The sequence below is a fragment of the Streptomyces sp. NPDC053513 genome, from assembly GCF_044544765.1.
In the GTDB taxonomy this organism is placed as follows: Bacteria; Actinomycetota; Actinomycetes; order Streptomycetales; family Streptomycetaceae; genus Streptomyces; species Streptomyces litmocidini.
The window spans coordinates 74,112-91,255 of the sequence record NZ_JBITXP010000030.1 but is presented as its reverse complement, the minus strand read 5'-3'; the positions used below and the strand labels follow the sequence as shown (position 1 = coordinate 91,255).

General features: G+C 67.4%; 17 protein-coding genes and 1 pseudogene. 6 read left to right on the top strand and 12 right to left on the bottom strand.

The annotated features are described in order from the left end of the window. Both ACIGW4_RS33325 and ACIGW4_RS33320 read right to left on the bottom strand, forming a co-directional pair. Nucleotides 1-175 (bottom strand): transposase (locus ACIGW4_RS33325; RefSeq protein ID WP_399584976.1); only part of this gene is annotated, 175 nt, incomplete at its 3' end. A gap of 39 nt (nucleotides 176-214) precedes the next feature. Next, nucleotides 215-637, bottom strand: coding sequence for a DUF4231 domain-containing protein (locus tag ACIGW4_RS33320; RefSeq protein WP_399584962.1), 423 nt, complete (start codon nucleotides 635-637; stop codon nucleotides 215-217). A 665-nt stretch (nucleotides 638-1,302) separates the two neighbouring features. Here ACIGW4_RS33320 and ACIGW4_RS33315 point away from each other — a divergent pair. Together ACIGW4_RS33315 and ACIGW4_RS33310 are read left to right on the top strand one after the other, a co-directional pair. Next, entirely contained in the window at nucleotides 1,303-1,599 is a 297-nt protein-coding gene (locus ACIGW4_RS33315) for a ribosomal protein L7/L12 (RefSeq protein ID WP_399584960.1), read from the top strand. Between the two features lie 35 nt (nucleotides 1,600-1,634). Then, a complete protein-coding gene (locus tag ACIGW4_RS33310) occupies nucleotides 1,635-2,873 on the top strand; it encodes an IS110 family transposase (RefSeq protein WP_399584957.1) in 1,239 nt (412 codons plus the stop codon). 21 nt (nucleotides 2,874-2,894) lie between these two features. On the opposite strand, the gene ACIGW4_RS33305 is transcribed toward ACIGW4_RS33310, so the two are convergent. From ACIGW4_RS33305 to ACIGW4_RS33285, 5 genes are all read right to left on the bottom strand, one after another. Further along, a complete protein-coding gene (locus tag ACIGW4_RS33305; protein WP_398708266.1) occupies nucleotides 2,895-3,125 on the bottom strand; it encodes a hypothetical protein in 231 nt (76 codons plus the stop codon). A 281-nt stretch (nucleotides 3,126-3,406) separates the two neighbouring features. Further along, entirely contained in the window at nucleotides 3,407-4,261 is an 855-nt protein-coding gene (locus ACIGW4_RS33300; RefSeq protein WP_399584953.1) for a class I SAM-dependent methyltransferase, read from the bottom strand. Between the two features lie 193 nt (nucleotides 4,262-4,454). Beyond that, nucleotides 4,455-5,765 (bottom strand): PQQ-binding-like beta-propeller repeat protein, encoded by a 1,311-nt coding sequence (locus ACIGW4_RS33295; protein WP_399584950.1) that lies wholly within the window; start codon nucleotides 5,763-5,765, stop codon nucleotides 4,455-4,457. A gap of 510 nt (nucleotides 5,766-6,275) precedes the next feature. Further along, complete coding sequence (locus ACIGW4_RS33290; protein ID WP_399584948.1) at nucleotides 6,276-6,716, bottom strand: hypothetical protein; 441 nt, start codon at nucleotides 6,714-6,716, stop codon at nucleotides 6,276-6,278. Between the two features lie 107 nt (nucleotides 6,717-6,823). Further along, the gene (locus ACIGW4_RS33285; RefSeq protein WP_399584946.1) at nucleotides 6,824-7,522 is read right to left on the bottom strand and encodes a hypothetical protein; all 699 of its coding nucleotides are present in this window, start codon (nucleotides 7,520-7,522) and stop codon (nucleotides 6,824-6,826) included. A 212-nt stretch (nucleotides 7,523-7,734) separates the two neighbouring features. Here ACIGW4_RS33285 and ACIGW4_RS33280 point away from each other — a divergent pair, with 212 nt between their 5' ends. Next, entirely contained in the window at nucleotides 7,735-8,448 is a 714-nt protein-coding gene (locus ACIGW4_RS33280; protein ID WP_399584943.1) for a hypothetical protein, read from the top strand. Between the two features lie 421 nt (nucleotides 8,449-8,869). Here the strand turns inward: ACIGW4_RS33280 and ACIGW4_RS33275 are convergent, their stop codons facing one another. Next, a complete protein-coding gene (locus ACIGW4_RS33275; RefSeq protein ID WP_399584940.1) occupies nucleotides 8,870-9,199 on the bottom strand; it encodes a hypothetical protein in 330 nt (109 codons plus the stop codon). A gap of 114 nt (nucleotides 9,200-9,313) precedes the next feature. Between ACIGW4_RS33275 and ACIGW4_RS33270 the strand changes: the two genes are divergently transcribed. Both ACIGW4_RS33270 and ACIGW4_RS33265 read left to right on the top strand, forming a co-directional pair. After that, nucleotides 9,314-9,694 carry a thiol-disulfide oxidoreductase DCC family protein gene (locus ACIGW4_RS33270; RefSeq protein ID WP_399584937.1) on the top strand — a complete coding sequence of 127 codons (381 nt, stop codon included), beginning with the start codon at nucleotides 9,314-9,316 and terminating at the stop codon, nucleotides 9,692-9,694. Between the two features lie 447 nt (nucleotides 9,695-10,141). Beyond that, complete coding sequence (locus ACIGW4_RS33265; RefSeq protein ID WP_399584934.1) at nucleotides 10,142-10,684, top strand: SMI1/KNR4 family protein; 543 nt, start codon at nucleotides 10,142-10,144, stop codon at nucleotides 10,682-10,684. A 360-nt stretch (nucleotides 10,685-11,044) separates the two neighbouring features. On the opposite strand, the gene ACIGW4_RS33260 is transcribed toward ACIGW4_RS33265, so the two are convergent. Next, nucleotides 11,045-11,728, bottom strand: a complete 684-nt coding sequence (locus tag ACIGW4_RS33260; protein ID WP_399584931.1) for a hypothetical protein — start codon at nucleotides 11,726-11,728, stop codon at nucleotides 11,045-11,047. Nucleotides 11,729-12,568: 840 nt separating this feature from the next. On the opposite strand from ACIGW4_RS33260, the gene ACIGW4_RS33255 reads away from it, so the two are divergent. Continuing rightward, entirely contained in the window at nucleotides 12,569-13,261 is a 693-nt protein-coding gene (locus ACIGW4_RS33255; RefSeq protein WP_399584928.1) for a DUF6882 domain-containing protein, read from the top strand. Between the two features lie 331 nt (nucleotides 13,262-13,592). Here ACIGW4_RS33255 and ACIGW4_RS33250 read toward each other — a convergent pair whose 3' ends face one another. The 3 genes and pseudogenes from ACIGW4_RS33250 to ACIGW4_RS33240 form a co-directional block, all read right to left on the bottom strand. Further along, nucleotides 13,593-14,855, bottom strand: a complete 1,263-nt coding sequence (locus ACIGW4_RS33250; protein WP_399584925.1) for a ParB/RepB/Spo0J family partition protein — start codon at nucleotides 14,853-14,855, stop codon at nucleotides 13,593-13,595. Then, nucleotides 14,852-16,099: a ParA family protein gene (locus ACIGW4_RS33245; protein WP_399584923.1), complete on the bottom strand. Its 1,248-nt coding sequence runs from the start codon at nucleotides 16,097-16,099 to the stop codon at nucleotides 14,852-14,854. The genes ACIGW4_RS33250 and ACIGW4_RS33245 overlap by 4 nt, the downstream gene beginning before the upstream one ends. A 322-nt stretch (nucleotides 16,100-16,421) precedes the next feature. Then, nucleotides 16,422-16,513, bottom strand: a pseudogene (locus ACIGW4_RS33240) (IS5/IS1182 family transposase); the annotation flags it as partial. Nucleotides 16,514-17,144 lie beyond the last annotated feature (631 nt).

Here is a 17,144-nt window from a genome sequence, read left to right as displayed (position 1 = left end):
GCTGCCGCCACGTGCAGCCCGACGTTGCCACGAAGATGATCGCCGCCAGGGCTTCACGGTCACCGGCCCGGCGCCGGCCACCGCCCTGCGGACGTATCACCTCAGTCGGCGGCACCACCCGCCGGAACAGCACCCACAACTCGTCAGGCACCAATCGCTCCACGAGATCCGCCATGCACGGATCAACGAACGATCACGCCATAAGAAACGACGTCTAAGCGTTGGTCGACAGCGAGGATTCTCGACGATGCTCCAGCCATGTGCGGCTCAGGTCGCCCCAGATCGCCTGATACTGATCAAAGATCTCGTTCAGCTGATCGAACGTGAGGTCGTCGGCGGACGTCGATGCCACGAGGTATTCGAGGTCATCGGCAAGCCGCTGGAACCGGTACTGCGCTTCCTCCATCAGAACCCACCGGGAGCGCCAGTTGAAGAACGGTTCAACGGCTCCCAGCAGCGTCACCAGCGCCACACACGCCAAGGCCAGACCAGCCCACGCGTTGAGGTTCTGCAGGCCCAGGATGACGGTGGAAGCAGCGGACAGTACAAGCGTCGCCACCTTGGTGACGACGGCACTTCGACTGAACCTCTTCTTCTTGCCGCGGGCGTAGCCGTTGCCCTGACGAATCTTGTCCAACAGGAGGGCGGCTGCCTCCCTCGGGCTGAGACCAACACCCAGGCCACTGTCCGGCTGCACTCCGCCCCCCAAGTTCTGTCGCCACCTCGCAGCTCGCTGCCCTGGCAATCACGCGCCTAGCGTAGCCGCTAGAGGCTCCTCCAACGGAAGGCGATCTGGCAGTCTAGGCGGCTCTGACCTTGCACTTCTGAGCCAGAGTAGCGAGATGTGACCCACGACCTCTTCGCCCCGAAGTAACTCGGGTGAGACCTCTCCCTTGGGCTGCTGCACCGCTCACCTGGGCTGACGGTCCGCAGGCGTCCGCACTTGTCCGCCCCAGCTCGCCTGCGTTGTCACGCAGTTAGACACTCACCGCTCAACGGCCAACCACGGGGCAGGGCCATTGTCAGTGCCAGCCTCTATGGTCTCCAAGCGCGCGGTCGGCTTCCGGGGGTTCCAGCTCTGGGGGAAATGGTTGCATCCCCGGTCTGTCTGGGGGCGGCCCGGAGACTCGTCCGGGACCTAACCGACGGTTGGACTTCGTCGATGGCCAGGAGATCACCTGCCAGCGCCGGCCGCGCACCACCCCATACCCATGCCAAGCAGCCGGGAACGCGCCCGAAAACCTATGCGTGGTGTCTTCCCGTGCACGTACGCTCCCCATCATCGAGGAACCGAGGGGCGAGATGGATGACGAGAACGTCACCGAGTACTTCACGTTGATCTGCGACGACTCGTCCTACAGCGTCGTTTTTCTCGACTGCGGGCCGAACGAGATGGACGCGGTGCGGGCTGTCCGTGAAGTGACAGGGCTGAGCCTCTGGCACAGCAGGGTCCTCGCGCGGCGGGCACCGGTCGCAGTCCTTGCCGGATGGCCTAAGGCCATGGCCGACGAAGCGGTCGCCGTGCTCAGGGGTGCCGGCGCGCGGGCGGAAGCGAGGCAGGATCCGGAACCTGGACAAAGCGCGGCCCTGTCCCCCTGACGACCCGCAAACACCAAACTCCGGGCAGGGGAACCTTGAGCTACTGCGGAATCGACTGGGCGGAACAAACCCACGACGTCGCCCTGGTCGACGACACCGGCCAGCTGCTCGCCAAGCGGCACATCACCGACGACGCGGCCGGCTACAAGATCCTGCTGGAGCTGCTCGCCGAGTACGGCGACACCGCCGAGAACCCGATCCCGGTCGCGATCGAGACCTCCCGCGGCCTGCTCGTCGCGGTCCTGCGGACCGGCACACGCAAGGTCTTCGCGATCAACCCGATGGTCGCCGCCCGCTACCGCGACCGGCACAGCGTCTCGCGCAAGAAGTCCGATCCCGGCGACGCCCTGGTCCTGGCCAACATCCTCCGCACCGACATGCACGCCCACCGGCCCCTGCCCGACGACTCCGACCTCGGCCGCGCGATCTCCGTCCTGGCCCGCGCCCAGCAGGACTCTCTGTGGAACCGGCAGCAGCTTGCCAACCAGCTGCGGTCCCTGCTGCGTGAGTACTACCCCGCCGCCCTGGCCGCCTTCGCCGCCTGGACCAACGGCCTGTGCCGGCCCGAGGCCCGTGAACTCCTCAAGACCGCACCGACCCCGGCCCGGGCCGCGCGGCTGACCCGCACCCAGATCCAGGCCGCGCTCAAGCGCGCCGGCCGCCAGCGCGGCATCGAAGCCGATGCCGACCGCCTCCGCGAGGTCTTCCGAGGCGAGTGGGCCCATCAGCCGCCGCTGGTCGAGGACGCGCTTGGCAAGCAGATGCTCGCCCTCCTCATCCAGCTGGACGCCGCCTGCACCGCAGCCGACCAGCTTGCCGAAGCCGTCGAAGATGCCTTCCCGCAGCACGCGGACGCCGAGATCCTGCTGAGCTTCCCCGGGCTCGGCATCCAGCTCGCCGCCCGGGTCCTGGCCGAGATCGGCGACGACCGCACCCGGTTCGCCGACGCCCGCGGCCTGAAGGCCTACGCCGGCTCCTCACCCATCACCCGGGCCTCCGGCAAGAAGTCCGCCATCACCAGACGCTGGGTGAAGAATGACCGGCTCAACCACGCCGGCTACCTCTGGGCCTTCGCCTCGCTCCGGGCCTCCACCGGGGCCAACGCCCACTACCGGCGCCGCCGCGAACAAGGCGACTGGCACGCTGCCGCCCAGCGCAACCTCTTCAATCGCATGATCGGCCAGCTCTACCACTGCCTCCAGCACCAGCGACGCTTCGATGAGAGTCTGGCCTTTCCGGTTTCACCCGGCGCGACAGAAGCCGCTGCTGCATAGATCAACCGACTGGGCCGCAGCTCACTCAGGGATGATCAGCCCGCGGTCACGCAGCTGAGGCAGACAGATCTTCAGGCAGGCCTCCACCGAGGCCGCATCAGTGCGCACGAGCAGGTCCTCATGGAAGGGGGCACCGTTCGCGACGAAGGTCCACGGCCTGACGCCATCACGCATGCGTTCCGCATCTGCCTTGAAGAGCACCGTGACGCCCTGCTCGGCCAACGCCTCCATCACGCGCACAACGTCGACCATCGTTCCCCCACCCGTTCGAATAGGCAGGTCACGCTACACGGGACAGGAGCACGCGACTTGACGACATAGCAACGTGAGGTGTCTGCCTGGCCGCACGCATCACCTCACCGCGAGCGAGAAGGAGATCCCGTTTTGGCGAAAGCCTCGACCGTCATAGGCGTGCTCACCGAGCCCCAGCTCGGGGCGGGGTTCTGTTCGTCGGTGTGTCGGCCCAGGCGGAGGTTGTCGGGGGCTGACCGATCGCGCTGAACTTTGACCAGGCCAGCGGCTGGGGCCGTATGTCAGTGCGCGGTGACTGAATACGCGGCGAGCGCGCGGTTGCCGCGCGGCTTGGCGATGGCACGGAGAACGTCGGCCTGACTCAGGACGAGCTGTCGCACCGGCTCGGGCAACGCGGCCAGACGCTCCTCCGTTCCGACCAGGTCGAGGCAAGCCGCGATTTCCCAGTCGCCGTCCTGAAGCTCTTCGGTATCGATCAACCTACTGTCGTCGGCCGTCCAGCCGGCCTCAGGCAGGAGCCGCAGCAGCCCCTCACGGGAGAAAGGCGTGCGGACGTTGCCCTCGCCATGCGACCCTGCGGCCTCGACCTGCCCCTGGATCAGCACCGCGAGGAAGTGCGCCAGTCGGTCGTCAGGTGCAGGCGTCAAGTCCCATTCGGTGAACCGTAGTCGCGGCGCCCATGGCCGCACCCGGGTCAGCGTGTCTCGTAGATGTCCGAGCGAGGCGAAGTACCAGGAGCAGTGGGCGAGCACCACGTGGTCGAAGGTATTTTCGGGGAAGTCGACTGAGGGGTCGAGGACGTCGGTGTCGAAACGGAAGTCGATGCGCGGCCCGAGAGGGCCCGCCGTGAGTCGGGCTGCCGATTCTCCAAGTGTGACCGGCGCCCCGTAGGAGGGGTCGGCCACGTCAATGGCCACGACGTGTCCTTCAGGTCCGACCGCCTCTGCAAGGACGGCGGTCATGTCCCCTTGACCGCAGCCCAGTTCGAGGACCGTTGAGCCTGGTGCGATGTGCCAGCTCGCCACGAGGGCGACGCGGTGGCGAGTCTGGGACAGCTGGATGTCCGGGCTGTGATCGGCGGCGGCCATGCCGGCCGCGAGAGAGGAGGCCTTGGCGCGGAGATCGGAGTGATTCACAAAGTCCTTGGTGATAGTCGACGGATCGGTGCGCGCCGATGGTATGAGACGCGCGGCAGTGACACCTCCGACTTTCTGGGCTGAGTTCGGTGTACGCGGTCGCGACTGGAGCCGACGGCGTGTGATCCGAAGGAAACGGTCCAGTCCCCCACAGCACGTCGTTCGCGCCGCGTAAAAGGCTTCGCTCTTGGGGTCAGGGCCGCGATGGACACTCCAGGATCCGGCCGTCGACGGTCCCGATGAGCAAGTGCCCTTGAGGTGCCACAGCGAGGGACAGCGCTGTGGTGGGCACTCCTTCGATCTCGAGCTCGGTGTTCCATCGCACCGAGCCGTCCTCGGCGTCCAGCGCTGTCAGAGCGCCGGAGTTGTCGGCCACGTAGACGGTGTCCCCGTCTGTGTCGAGGGCGGTGGCGGGGCGATCGGCGCGGTGCTGCCACTGCACCGAGCCGTTCAGGGATCGCCGCACTGTGTAGGCCCCACCAGGTTGGAGCCCTTGGCTGTGGTGGACAGCACCGGCATAGACCAAGGACTGTCCGATTTCGACTGCGGGACCTCCGAAATGGTGCTCTGCCGGTACCCAAGAGTGCGGAAAGAGCGGCCGCAATGTCCCATCGGCACCCAGGGCGGTGACCCATTTTTCCCTATGCGGCTTGTCCGGGTCAGTGCCGACCAGGACGTACGGGCGGCTCGCGCGACGGACGGCAAACGAGTGATTGAACAGGTCGAAGTGGCCGACCTCAGGACCGTTCACCGGACCGTCCAGGTCGAACATCACCAGGCGTTCGGGATGCTTGCGGCGGCCGTTCACCGGCCTCAGGATCATCCTCTGGCCGCCTGCGACGAGAACGGTGAACCCGCCCGGGCTCAGGGTCTCCAGCACCTGCCCTGTGTCGACGGCGATCCGAGCGACTCGGGGGGCGGACGTCTCCCAGCGCCTTCCCTTGCGGCGACTGCGGCGTTCGGCGTTGGTCCAGACCGATGCGCCGTCGGAGGCCAGAACCAGCTGCCGGCCGCCTTCCTCGTCCTCGACCGCCCATTGCAGGTCTCCTGACGGCAGCCACGACTCCGCCAGGATTCCGTCCAGAGCAGCCAGCACGCGGCCGTCCTCCGTACCTTCGACAGCCCACACGCGCCGGCGCACGGACCACTGCCGGCCGGCCGAGGCCGCGAGGTCCGCGAGGATTCGGCGGGCCTCCGTGCTGTGATCCGGCTGGACGGCCGATTCCGCGGGGGCGGCCAGCTCCTCGGCACCGATCGTCCCCTGCCCGACGGCACCCCAGTCCGAGCGCGCCACAACGACCGCGTGCCCCTGCTGATGCGCCTGCGGATTCTCCCAGTCGTCACACGGCGCCAAGACCAGACGAAGTGCCGTCTCGCTGCGCCATTCCGCGCTGATGACCTGCCGCGGGTACGGCAGGGCGGACACCACGTCGCCGGAGTCCAGGTGGATCAGCAGCAGCTCGCCTTCGAACGAGTAGCCGCCGTCGTAGCGCCCCGTGCCCACGGCCAACAGGGGAAGAACCGGGTGGAAGGCGAGAGACCGAACGGGGTACCAGGACCGCACCAGGCGCCGGCACCGCAGCCCGTCCTGCTCATAGACACCAATCCGATGCCCCGTCCATCGGGAGTCCGCGGTCCCACTGCCACTCCACTGGACATGCCCGAGGTCCCCACCCACAGCGACCGTCCGCGAGCACTCGTCAACGACGGCCAGAGCGGGTTCTCCGATCTCGGCGAAAGGGCCGTCGCCGAACACGCGTCGGACTATCGGCACGAGGGTCATACAGGTTTCCTCCCAGGGCGGCACATGAACGACCGCCGTCCCGGGCGCGGCACGGCGGCAGCTCATGATCCCGTCGGGCGGCGGGGCACACCAATCGATTTCATCCGGGCAAAGCGCTGACCGTACAGCCCGTACCCATCCGGGTGAGCGTGACGAGCTGACGGCATCGGAATCCCCCGTCCCGCGAGACACCCCGTTCGCGAAGAACACGGATACGTCCAGTTCCAGCGGCTACGGCCGCTCGTCAATGACCCGCTGGCTCCCGCCTTCCGGCATGCCCGCGAACAGCACGAGCTCGACCGCGTGGAACGCATCGGCACCGTCCACGACCACACCGGAGAACCCCACGATGGCCCCTGGCCGCGACGCCGAACACGACGCCATTACCGCAGCGATCCAGCAGCTATTTGATGACCGTCTGACCCGGTCTACTGGGACGCTCGCCACGCTGCAACTCACCGCCCAGGCAGGCGTCAAGCGCTGGGCCTCGCGCACAAGCACATTGACCTGAAAGAAGAATTCACCAGCCGAAAGTCCGAGGCGAACGGCATCCCGCCTGCGTTGCAGCATCTGCACGCTCGCGCAGTAGAAGCCGAAGCCGCCGCCCATGGCCTGCGGGAGAACAACGACCGGCTCCGCGAGTAGATCGCGGTCTATGCCCAGGTCATCCACGAACTCCGCACCGAGCTGGCCGGCGCACCGACACCAGCACCCAGCGCAGCCCCCGCCCGGACTCTGCCCATCAGCGCCCCCTGATGCGCGAGGCTCCCGGGGCCCTGTCAGGGACCTTCTGCGCTCTCGCGGGGGTCGGTGGCTGTGATCTGCTCGACGAAGCGCCGTACCTGTTCCTCGACGGGCTCCTGCGCAGAAACGGACATAACGTGACAGCGGTACGTACCGCTTCCGTCGAACTGACCGGCGACGAAGGGCATAACTACTGCAGCAGACTCTCCCCGCTCTTGAATACGGATGCCGTGCACGAACGGCTGGCAGTCCCACCGCTTGTACCAGTCGGTGGCGGCGATCCGGTGGGCCAGTAGACGGGCCGCCGTGTCCACGGACTCCTCCCAGCTGTGGTCAGCTACGACCCGAGCCAGTTCGGCGTCGTACTGCGCGGCGTCGAAGCGGACCTCAGGAGGGATGGGGACACGGATGTCGTTGGTGTTCTCCCAGCTCACCCACTCGACGTGATCACCACGACGCTGGATGGTGACGAACACTCCCCCGCAGCAACCGGTGTCGCAGTCATTGTTCGACAGTTCGACACGGCGAGGTTCACGAGCGGCCCACAGCGGCCACGTCTCCGGTGAACCGAGCCACTTCTGCTGGTAGCAGCTTGAATCGCCGTCCGGATGTATTTCCTCCAGCACGTCCCGGCCGTCGATCAAAGGACGTAGGGCCGCCTCCTTCATGATCGCCTGCGGATGCGGAAGGACAGGACGGAGAGCAAGGACGCTCACCGGCGCAAAATGCTCCATGCCGCCCATGATCCCCGCTCGGAAGCACAAGAGGAGATTCCCGTCAGGGGCCTTGGCCCCACCTTGCCCGATGTGGGTCCAGCCCTGTCCGGCCTGTCCAAGCGGGTACGTGGCACCGTTCTCAGCCCGGCCGGCAGGCCGGCGCAGCTTGCCAAGGTGGACCTGTCTACCTTGGCCGAGTGATAGATGCGGGGAATTTTCGAGTCGGCGACGTGCTGTCGGTCGCCTGTCCCTTCACACCGGCCAGAGTCGAGCGGGAAGTGACGTGGGACTGCATTTCGGTGCGGTGGCCCTGGTGGGACATCGACACAGGCAGTGACTTCATACGCTGGAACGGGATCATGGCCTTGGGCGTGGACACCGGCGGGCAGGCATCTGGCCCAGAGCTGGAGCTGTTTCGGACGGAGCCGCCGCCCGCGCAGCTTGAGGCGGGTGACATCTGCCGCGTCGGGGTGCCACCGACCGTCATGCACGTGACGGCAGTCGACCACCACGACCCTCCGCTCGAGACGGGCTGGCTGCCGCGTCCGCATCTGACTGTAAGCGTGCTGCCCCGTGGCGTGTCCTATCGCGAGTTCCCGGACGACAGTCATCTCAACGGCACCGGGTACGGTCTCCACCCTGGCACTGGCATCCCCTTCACCTTCGACCTGCTGATGCGCCCCTACGCGTTTCTCGAGCTGGGCGACGAGATCGCAGACGCCGCCGGTCGGGCATGGCGGTTCGGCGGGGCCTGGGACTGGACTCCCTTCGACCAAGAAGCTGTCGAGGCAGGCCCCGAGTGGCCGCTCGCCCTGCTTACCCGAGCAGGAACACCCCGTACCGCCGATGACGCGCAGGCAGTGGCGACAAGCACGGCGAGCGGCTCACACCACAAGACGGTCCAGGGCTGGATGACACTCACCAACGCCTCGCCTACACCCTGACCCGCCGGGCCTTCACCGAAGCGCCGCGAACCATGCCTGCGGATAAGCGATGAGCCCTCGAGAGGAAACTGTTAAATTTTCAACAACTTCTCCAGGAACGATTCTAAGCGCGCACGCCTTTCTCCGCACCGAGGGCTACCAGAGCGAAAACGGCCAGACAGCGACGAGACCAGCACGAGGACACCGTGTGCCCGCACCCTCCTCAAAGGCCACAGGCCGTGGCCTTTGAGCATCCGCTGACAATCCTGGAATGCGAGTCGGAGTACGCATCGCCGACCCGGCATCGCCATCAACCTCTCCCCCACCGCAGACCGAAGGGAGCGCCAGGCTGACAACGACGAGACTGTATGGCCGCGTACGTCGACGCGGCTGGCTTGAGTGACCTTCGAGCACCACCATCACGGCGGCCGACGAGCCTGGCTCATCCTGCATCGGTGCCCTGGTCGAGTGCCGCCAGCCCCTCGCTCCAGCGGGCGCGACGTTCCGTCTCCTGCTGGTCCCACCACGGCGTGCCGCGCTCCCCCAGGGCGACCTTCGCCGTATGCACCCTGACCCGGGCGACGCGTTCGGCCTCCGCGTCCTGGGCACGCCGAGCAGTGGCCACGGCACGGCGCGCGGCCATCAGGTGGGAACGCAGCCGTGCAGCGATGTCCGGGGGAACATCGGGATCCGTGGCCCGCCAGCGTCTGCCGTTGACGATCACGTACCGGCCGTCAGGGCTGCGGGCCGGCCGCCGTGCATCAGCCGTCACCTGTCCGAGTCTGGCAGACGGACGACGCCGCGTGGTTGAGGCCGGTGGGCTGAGGCGCGACGCGCGTCAGAGCTGGCATGCGTCCTCAGCCGCGTGATGCAGCACCATGGAGGTATGCGTTCCCGGCCTGTGCTCGTCTACGACGGAGATTGCGGCTTCTGTACGACGTCGGCGAATTTCGCCGAACGGCGTGTACGACCCCGCTGCCACGTCGTCCCGTGGCAGTTCGCGGATCTCGACGCACTCGGCGTGACTCAGGAGCGTGCCGAGTACGAGGTGTTGTGGGTGACGCCAAGCGGAGCGGTGGACGGCGGTGCCCAGGCCGTCGCGAAGGCTCTCCTGAGCGCGGGCGGGGCCTGGGCACCGCTGGGCGCGGTGCTTCTGCTGCCTGGCATACGACGGGTGGCCCGAGGCGTCTACCGGCTCGTCGCCGCCCACCGCCACCGACTGCCGGGAGGAACACCAGCCTGCGCCATACCCCGCCGCCCTCGATGACCTGAACCGCGAGACACCGAACAGTTCACCCGCTCTCCGTCGCTACGGTCGGCGATGTCGAGTCGAACCGCGCACCGACCGAAAGCGGGAATGACCGTCGAGCGAGACGGAGACTCGTCGAAGGACTTCTGCCTCAGGACACAGGGCGTTGGCTTTGTTGATGAGAACGGGTTCTGGCACAAGTTCTGTGGTGTCGAGTCGGATCTCGGTGTCCGAGGTCGGAGCACGCCGGGAACCAGCAGGTCAGAAGCCTGTCACAAGGCAGGCAGAAGCCCGATCGGTGTAGCTCCACAGAAGTTGTGCCAGAACCTGAGAACGGACAGCAGATGTTCATCACTTCGGGGGGCACCTGCTTCCAGCTCTGTTCGATGCTCATGGCCGAGGCAGGAGAGCTCCGGAGCGAGGCAGCCACGATGGGGTGTCAGCCCCTTCTGTCAGCATGCCGCTGTGACAGACACACGTGATCAACGTCCCGGCGAAGCCACTCTCGACTTCCTGCGCTCCGCGTTTCCACCGGAATGGCGCGAGCCGGCGCTCGGGCATGAAGCCGTCGCGGACTGGGAGCAAGAGAACGGTGTGGTCCTCCCCGAGCCGTACAGGACGTTCATCGCGGAAATCAGCAACGGGTCCAGCCTCGGACCCGCCGGCGACGGCGGTCTCCAGCCGCTCGGCCGGCTGCCCGAGGGATGGCCCGACCTCGGCCCGCGGCAGCCAGGAGAACCGTTCCCCCTGGAAGCAGCCTGGCCCTGGGAGGACGACGAGAGCGTTGACCCCGAAGATCCCCGGATCGACGCCGCATTCAACAAGGGGTCGATCGTTCTCGGGTCCGAGGACGGGCAGTCGTTCTGGCTCCTGCTGACCACCGGCCCCCGCCGCGGCGAGGTGTGGATGATCGCCGATGTCGGCGCCGCCCCGACGCCCGGCGATCAGACATGGGGCTTCGAGGAGTGGGTGCGGCACTGGCACACCGGCAACGACTGGTGGGACTGAACGCCCCGTACTGACCGGCTGCAGGTCACGGGCTGTTCGAATCTCGGGTGCCTCCCGAAGTGGGGTTCTGGCACAACTTCTGTGGAGCTACACCGACCGGGCTTCTGCCTGCCTTGTGACAGGCTTCTGACCTGCTGGTTCCCGGCGTGCTCCGACCTCGGACACCGAGATCCGACTCGACACCACAGAACTTGTGCCAGAACCCGAAGTAGTGAACATTCGCTGTCCGTACTCATAGACAAAGCCACGCCCCGGTATCCACGTCGGGGGCTGACAACCCCCGCCACACGCCACCCCGTGCGAGGTGCCGAGGCGGAGACCGAAAGCCATGCCAGACCATGGCCCCCACGCCGAACCGCCTCAGAACTGCTCCGGGAGGACCTCCACGCCGGCCGCGAGCATCGCGGCGGTGACCCGCCGGGCCACGGCCTCGTCGCAGATCAGCAGCATGGTCTGCGGATCACCCCGGCGGCAGGGCAGGTGACCGCCGCCGGCCTCCAGCAACTGCCACTGGTCGCGTTCCGTGGTCCACAGCGGCTCGAGTTCGACCAAGGCGCGCTCGACCTCGGCCGCCTCGGCCGCAGCCCGGGCACGGCGGCCGGCCGGCGCAGTCGGCGGGGTGGCGTGCAGGGCGACGCCAGTCAGGTAGCCATGCCCGCCAGCGGGCCGGATCTCCAGCTCTGGAGGCCACTGGTCGCCGAGGGCCTCCAGCACCTCGGCGGCCGGGTAGCCGAACAGATCGACGTCTCCGAGGACGACGGGTGTGCCGCCCGGGACGCCCGCCGCCGAACCGCCGCGACTCAGCACGACGGAGCGCAGTGGCAGTTCGCCGGGCCTGGCCGCGACCCGGTCCACCCCGTCCGCGTGGGCGGCCACTTCGACGTCACCCCAGCGGGCGGTGCGGATCCAGGGGGCTTCCGGCAGCGGCCGGACGCGACCGAGCCCCGCCAGGACCTCGGCGGCCGCCCGCTCGTCCGCCCCGAAGCGGAGGGTGCCCGTGTCGCCGGGCAGGGCGACCCCGACACCAGGCAGCAACTCGAACATCGGCCGATCGTGCACCAGGGCCCGGCGAGGCCGCAAGCGCCGGCGCGCAAGTCACGACGGATCGCCGCGTACAGAATGACCTTGGACTTCGGCAGCACCCGGGCCCCTCGTCGTGCAGAGCACACGCACGGTCCGAGGCAAGCACCCTGCACTTCGCGGGCGAAGTCCCACTGGTGACCGCCGACTGGGAGTTCACCGAGGCCGCCCCCGACCGCGACGGACGCGTCTACGCCCTCTGAGCTGTCCGGGAACACCGGGCGGCTCCCGCTCCACCCCGTGGGGACCCTGTGCCCGACACCGGTACCCCGCCCGGCATCATCCTGAGCGAGCGCCACGTCCGCGCCCTCATCCGCCCCGACACCTGGTACAGCCTCAGCGGCGCCCATCTCACCGGCGGCGCCGTCGCTGCCCCGCCCCCCTTCCATCACCGAGATTCTTGCGGAGGCCGGCTGATGGATACCAAACACTGCGCAGCCGTCGCCTGGGCCCACTGACCGTGCCCCTCCAAAAAGGGTCGGTGCCCCGCATCCATGCGGGGCACCGACCCTTTCTGCGTTCGCAGGTGGGGCCGGCCTGGCCCTTCTGCCAAAACCCGGTTTTGAACGGCTCGACCATCAAGCCGCCCCCTTCGAGGAGCAGCAACCCGTGACCCGTCTCATCGAAGTTTGACGAGTCTCACCGAAGTTTGACCGCCGCTTGGGGGTTAAGGAACATCCGTGCCAGGTCATGCCGCGCAGGGTGAAACGGTCGCTGGTGACTGTTGGCCTGGGCTGATCTCGGGACGACCTCAGGTCAGAGCCCTGTTCCGTGCCCGTAACCGACACCCCCTGGGCTGCCCAGATGATCACTACCTTCTCCGACGCCTTCCTGGACGCCGCCGAGTACCACGCGGCGTGGGGCGCCCAGCAGCTCGAACTGATCAACCAGGCCGTCTCGGGCGGTCCGTGGACCGCGGACCTCGACGAGTGCCGCTACGAGTCCGGCGGCCGGACCCTGCGGGTCGGGCTGTTGGGCAGCTACGACACGCACGAGCAGACCTGGCTGTGGGGCTGGGCCAACCCTGGGCTGCGCGGCAGCGCAGTGGTCGCGGCCAGTGAGCAGATCGCCGAGTTCGGCCGCCGACACGGCGTCGCCGAGCTGGTCCAGGAGGGCGTGGACCTGGCTGGCTTCGCCGATCCGCGCCGTGCCGCGGAGGCACTGGCCTTCCTCGGCGCGGCGGTGCTCGGTGCACCCGGCTACCTTGGCCAGGAGGCCGGCCCCGGGAGCCGGGTCTATTTCGTGCCGCAGGACCCGCAGCTCCGGCCGGCAGGGTTCGACCCGGTCACCATGCCGCGCCACCTGCTCACCGGTGCGCAGCTCTTCGCCCGCTCGCCGCGGCGGGTGGTCGAAGGCTGGTTCGCCCTGCACGGAATCCTGACACGAGAGGAAGCCGACCGGACTACCGCGCAGCTGCCCGGCGGCGGCACGGCGGTGGTCTCCTTCGACGAACTCGGCCGGATATCGGGCGTCGACGTTGGACCGCTCTCAGCCTGATCGCGGCATCGGCGGCCACGACTTGCGGCAACGTGGTCGGGCCGGCGGCTGGTGTACTCCGCGCAGTCCGGCTTCCCCACCGCCGAGCGTGTCACGGGGCGCCGCTGCCCCGGCTGCCAGACGACCCGGCCCGAGCAGTAGACGGAGGCGATGCGAAGCCACTGCGGCGACGCATGACGATGCCGTGCGAATACTGCGCCACGACCGCAGGAATACTCCCGACCTCGAAATCCTGGAGTCGACTCCACCGTCCTTGAACATGCACCAACGCATCCCTCCCCGACATGTCGGAGCCTCCGCCCTATAGGGCGGAGGCTCCGACATTGCTTGCCTACTTCTCTTCAAGCAGCCCTGCAGCGACCTGCTGAAGGATCTCCGCTAGCGAGGTGCGTGCAGGCCGCTCAAGGTTTGCCCGCAGGTCTGCCACGACAGCTCCTACTCCCGTGCTGCGCTTGAAGTAGTGCTGGATGAAGGCGCTCCGTTGTCCTGGAGCCAAGCCATCGAAGGCCAGATCCATCAGGGCGACGCCGTCGTGCAGTGGGAGCTTCGGAACAGCCTGGGTGTACGGAACGGACGTGTTCTGCAGCGCCGCTGGCCTCTCCAGCACCGTGGTCTCTGTGTCTGCGGCTCCCCCGTTCGGCGAAGACAGTTCGGTTACAGGGTCCGAGACAGATTCCTGCGCCGGTGAGGTAATCGGCACTTCCGTCGCGCTCCTGGGCGCGGGTACCTCGTCTGTGAGGGGCCTGCGCTCGCTGGGGTCCGGGTTATCACGGCGTGATAGCCCGGAGTCGGCTTCGTCTGAGGCACCGCTCTCTGCTGAGGCTGTCATTTCCTGGGGGACGGAGGGGTTATCACGGCGTGATAGGTCGCGCTTGGCGGCGGCCTTCTGCTCTGCGGCTTTCGCTCGGGCGTCGGCCTTGGCTCGCTGTTCCTCGGGGGTCAGCTTGGAGAGGTTGCGGACGTGCTCGATCGTCCGGCGTCCTTCTACGAGGTCTGCTTGGAGCTCGAGATCGAGGTCGAGGATCGAGAGCTTGGAGGAGATGGTCGATTGGCCGATGCCGAGGCGCTTGGCGGCCTTGTTCTGTGAGCCGTAGAACTTGACGAGCTTCTTCAACGCGTGGGCCTGCTCGATGGGGTTCATGTCGTCGCGGTGGACGTTGGCTACGAACGCGGCTTCGAGGAGGGCTTCGTCGGTGGCGACGAGGTTGTTGTTGACGCTGACCCGAATGGTGGTGGCTCCGGCGAGTCGCGCGGCTTCGAGTCGGCGGTGGCCGTCGACGACGATGTACCGGGCGCCCTCATCGATTTCACCGGCTCGTTCGGGCCGTTCCGCCAGGTAGGAGTCGAGGGTGGCGATGGTGATGGAGTTGACGAGGCCGATCTCGCGGATGCTGTCGGCTAGTCCCTCGAGGTCACGGAGTTCTTCTCGTGGATTGTCGGGGTTCTGGCTGATGAGGTCGAGCGAGAGCTCAGTGGGGTCCGGGACGCCTTCCGTGGGTGCGGTTGTGGCGGCGCCGATCGCCGCGCGTCGGGCGCTGATGGGGCGGGCCTGTGCGAAGGACGTGCCAGCGCCGAGGTTCTTGGCCTTGCTCACTTGCTGATCTCCCGGGCGAGGGCTCGGAGGGCGACGGACTGCTCGCACCGGGGTGCGTAGGCGAGGAGGGGGCGCTTGGCGCGGACGGCTTCCTTCTGCTCCTTGAGGTCTCCGATGACGCCGACGACGCGGGGATCCTTTATGTCCATCCAGGACTGGAGGGAGGAAGTGGCGATGTATCCACGGCGGGCGTCGTAGTGGTTGACGACGAGGCCGAGATAGTCGATGTCGAGGGCGAGGTCGCCTCGCATGTCTTCAATTTGGGAGGTGAGCAGACCGTAGGCGTCGGCGCTGCTGTCTTCGGCCTGGACGACGATGAGGACGCCGGAGTTGCCGGTTTCCTCGTTGTCGCGGCGGCGTCCGTAGTAGGAGGCGGCGTCCATGCTGAGGCCGAGGCTCGGGGGGCAGTCGATGAGGATGACGTCGTAGTCGGCTTCGACTGCGCGCAGGGCTCGTTCGAGGGCGGCTTCGCGGGCGCGGACGGAGGCGAGGCGAACATCGAGGAGGAAGGCGTCAGTGCAGGCGGGCAGGAGGTGGAGCCGGTCGCCGAAGCGGTCCTCGTCCACGGCGACAATGAGGTCGGCCAGCTCGCCCTTGGCTTCGCCGGCCATGTGGTTGGTGAGAGAGTCCCCGTTCATGGGGAGCGGCTCGTGGCCGAGCTGCTTGGTGAGATGGCCCTGGGGGTCGAAGTCGACGAGGAGGACGCGCTGCCCGAGACCGGGAAGGTCTTCCAGGGCGAGCGGGTCATCGGGGCGGTCGTCGCCTTCGAGTAGCGCGGCGAAGTGCTTGGAGACGCGTACGGCGACGAGAGCGGCGGGGTCTTCTGCGAGGGCTTCGCCGAGGCCAGCGGTCATGGCGGTCTTACCGACGCCACCTTTCTGGTTGCAGACGACAATGCGTCGAACCGTGGCGGGGCGCTTGACCTCGGGCACGGGATTGCTGTCGAGCCAAAGGGTGACGGCCTGGGCGATGCCCTGGGTGAGGGAGACTCCGCGGTCTTTGCAGTCATCGCGGAAGCCGTCCCACAGCCCGGGGGGAAGGAAGGTGGCGTAGGTCTCCGCGCCAGCGGTGTCGACGGAAGTGGGGTTCGAGGCCAGGCCGCGCCAGGCGGTGATTCCGGCTTCGACTGCGTTCTGCATGTCGAGGCCGTGGAGAGCGGCACGGACCTTCAGGTCCTGCCGGAGGGTGCTGGTGAGTTTGGTGACGACCTTCTCCCGGTCGCCGCCCGTGTCAGGTGACGTCATGGACGTCACTCTACTAACGACTTAGATCAACTTCAGCCATCGACACGTTAGCAAGGTTACGAATCCTCAGCGGGTTATCACGCCGTGATAACCCACCAGCCGCCTGAGGCGGGTCGTTGACCTATCACGCCGTGATAACTCCCCCATCGGTCTGGCCGATACCTCCCTCTTCGTTTGCTGTGCTCCTTCTTGTGGGAGCGGGAGGTTGTCTTAGGGGCCCAGTTCAGGTACTTCGCCCAACCCAGGCCGGGTGCCTAAGAGTTATTTCGCAATGATCTTTGAGTCGCGAGCGGCGGGGTGGTCTCGATGGGCGCGGTCGTCGCTATCCGGTCAGGACAAGGCTGCGCATGGGGCAATGCCGAGCATGGCATGGTGAACGCCTTTGTCCTCGAGGTAGCAGTCTTGAAGGATCTTCGGCTGCTGTCCGATGGGCCCGTGAGCCTTGCCAGCGACTCATACCAGGATCCGGATGAACGCTTGAACACAAGGAGCACGCCATGGGCACCCTGGAAGCCGGACCGCGTCGTGTTCTGACACGTTCCTTGAAGGGCCGCCGCTATCCGCCGGCTGGATCGACTACGTCGACCCGGCCCCGGTACGTACGCTGGAGATGTTGGCGTGGGGTGGTGCCCGGCCGGGGAAGCACTGCCGGACCCTGATGTACCTATGGACGACGTTCTCGCCCTTCGACCCCAGGACCGCAGCCGTCGGCCGTGTCCCATCCGTTGGAAGACGCAGACATCGGGAAGCTGATCACCGTGGCTAACCTGCTGGAGAAGGCGGCCCGAACGGTCAGCGCTCCGGCAGTGGGACGGGCGAGCGTCAAGTTCCCAGAACTGACCGACTCCCTCATCACCAAGCTCCGCGCTAACGGCGAGGCCGTAGGACGCGCGCTCGGTTCTCAGGGGCAGTAGCAGGCATCCAGAAGGGCCCGGACCATTTCGTTCCGAGGCCTTCTGCATCCCATGTCGTGGGGGGGGGGGGGGGGGGGGGGGGGGGGGGGGGGGGGCCGGCCGGGGGGGGGGGGGGGCGGCGGGGGGGGGGC

Excerpts from the sequence above, each read along its gene's own strand:
- ACIGW4_RS33315 (WP_399584960.1), top strand. The coding sequence starts at position 1,303 with ATGGATGACGAGAACGTCACCGAGTACTTCACGTTGATCTGCGACGAC.
- ACIGW4_RS33305 (WP_398708266.1), bottom strand. The coding sequence starts at position 3,125 with ATGGTCGACGTTGTGCGCGTGATGGAGGCGTTGGCCGAGCAGGGCGTC.
- ACIGW4_RS33285 (WP_399584946.1), bottom strand. The coding sequence starts at position 7,522 with ATGGAGCATTTTGCGCCGGTGAGCGTCCTTGCTCTCCGTCCTGTCCTT.
- ACIGW4_RS33270 (WP_399584937.1), top strand. The coding sequence starts at position 9,314 with ATGCGTTCCCGGCCTGTGCTCGTCTACGACGGAGATTGCGGCTTCTGT.
- ACIGW4_RS33260 (WP_399584931.1), bottom strand. The coding sequence starts at position 11,728 with ATGTTCGAGTTGCTGCCTGGTGTCGGGGTCGCCCTGCCCGGCGACACG.
- ACIGW4_RS33255 (WP_399584928.1), top strand. The coding sequence starts at position 12,569 with ATGATCACTACCTTCTCCGACGCCTTCCTGGACGCCGCCGAGTACCAC.
- ACIGW4_RS33245 (WP_399584923.1), bottom strand. The coding sequence starts at position 16,099 with ATGACGTCACCTGACACGGGCGGCGACCGGGAGAAGGTCGTCACCAAA.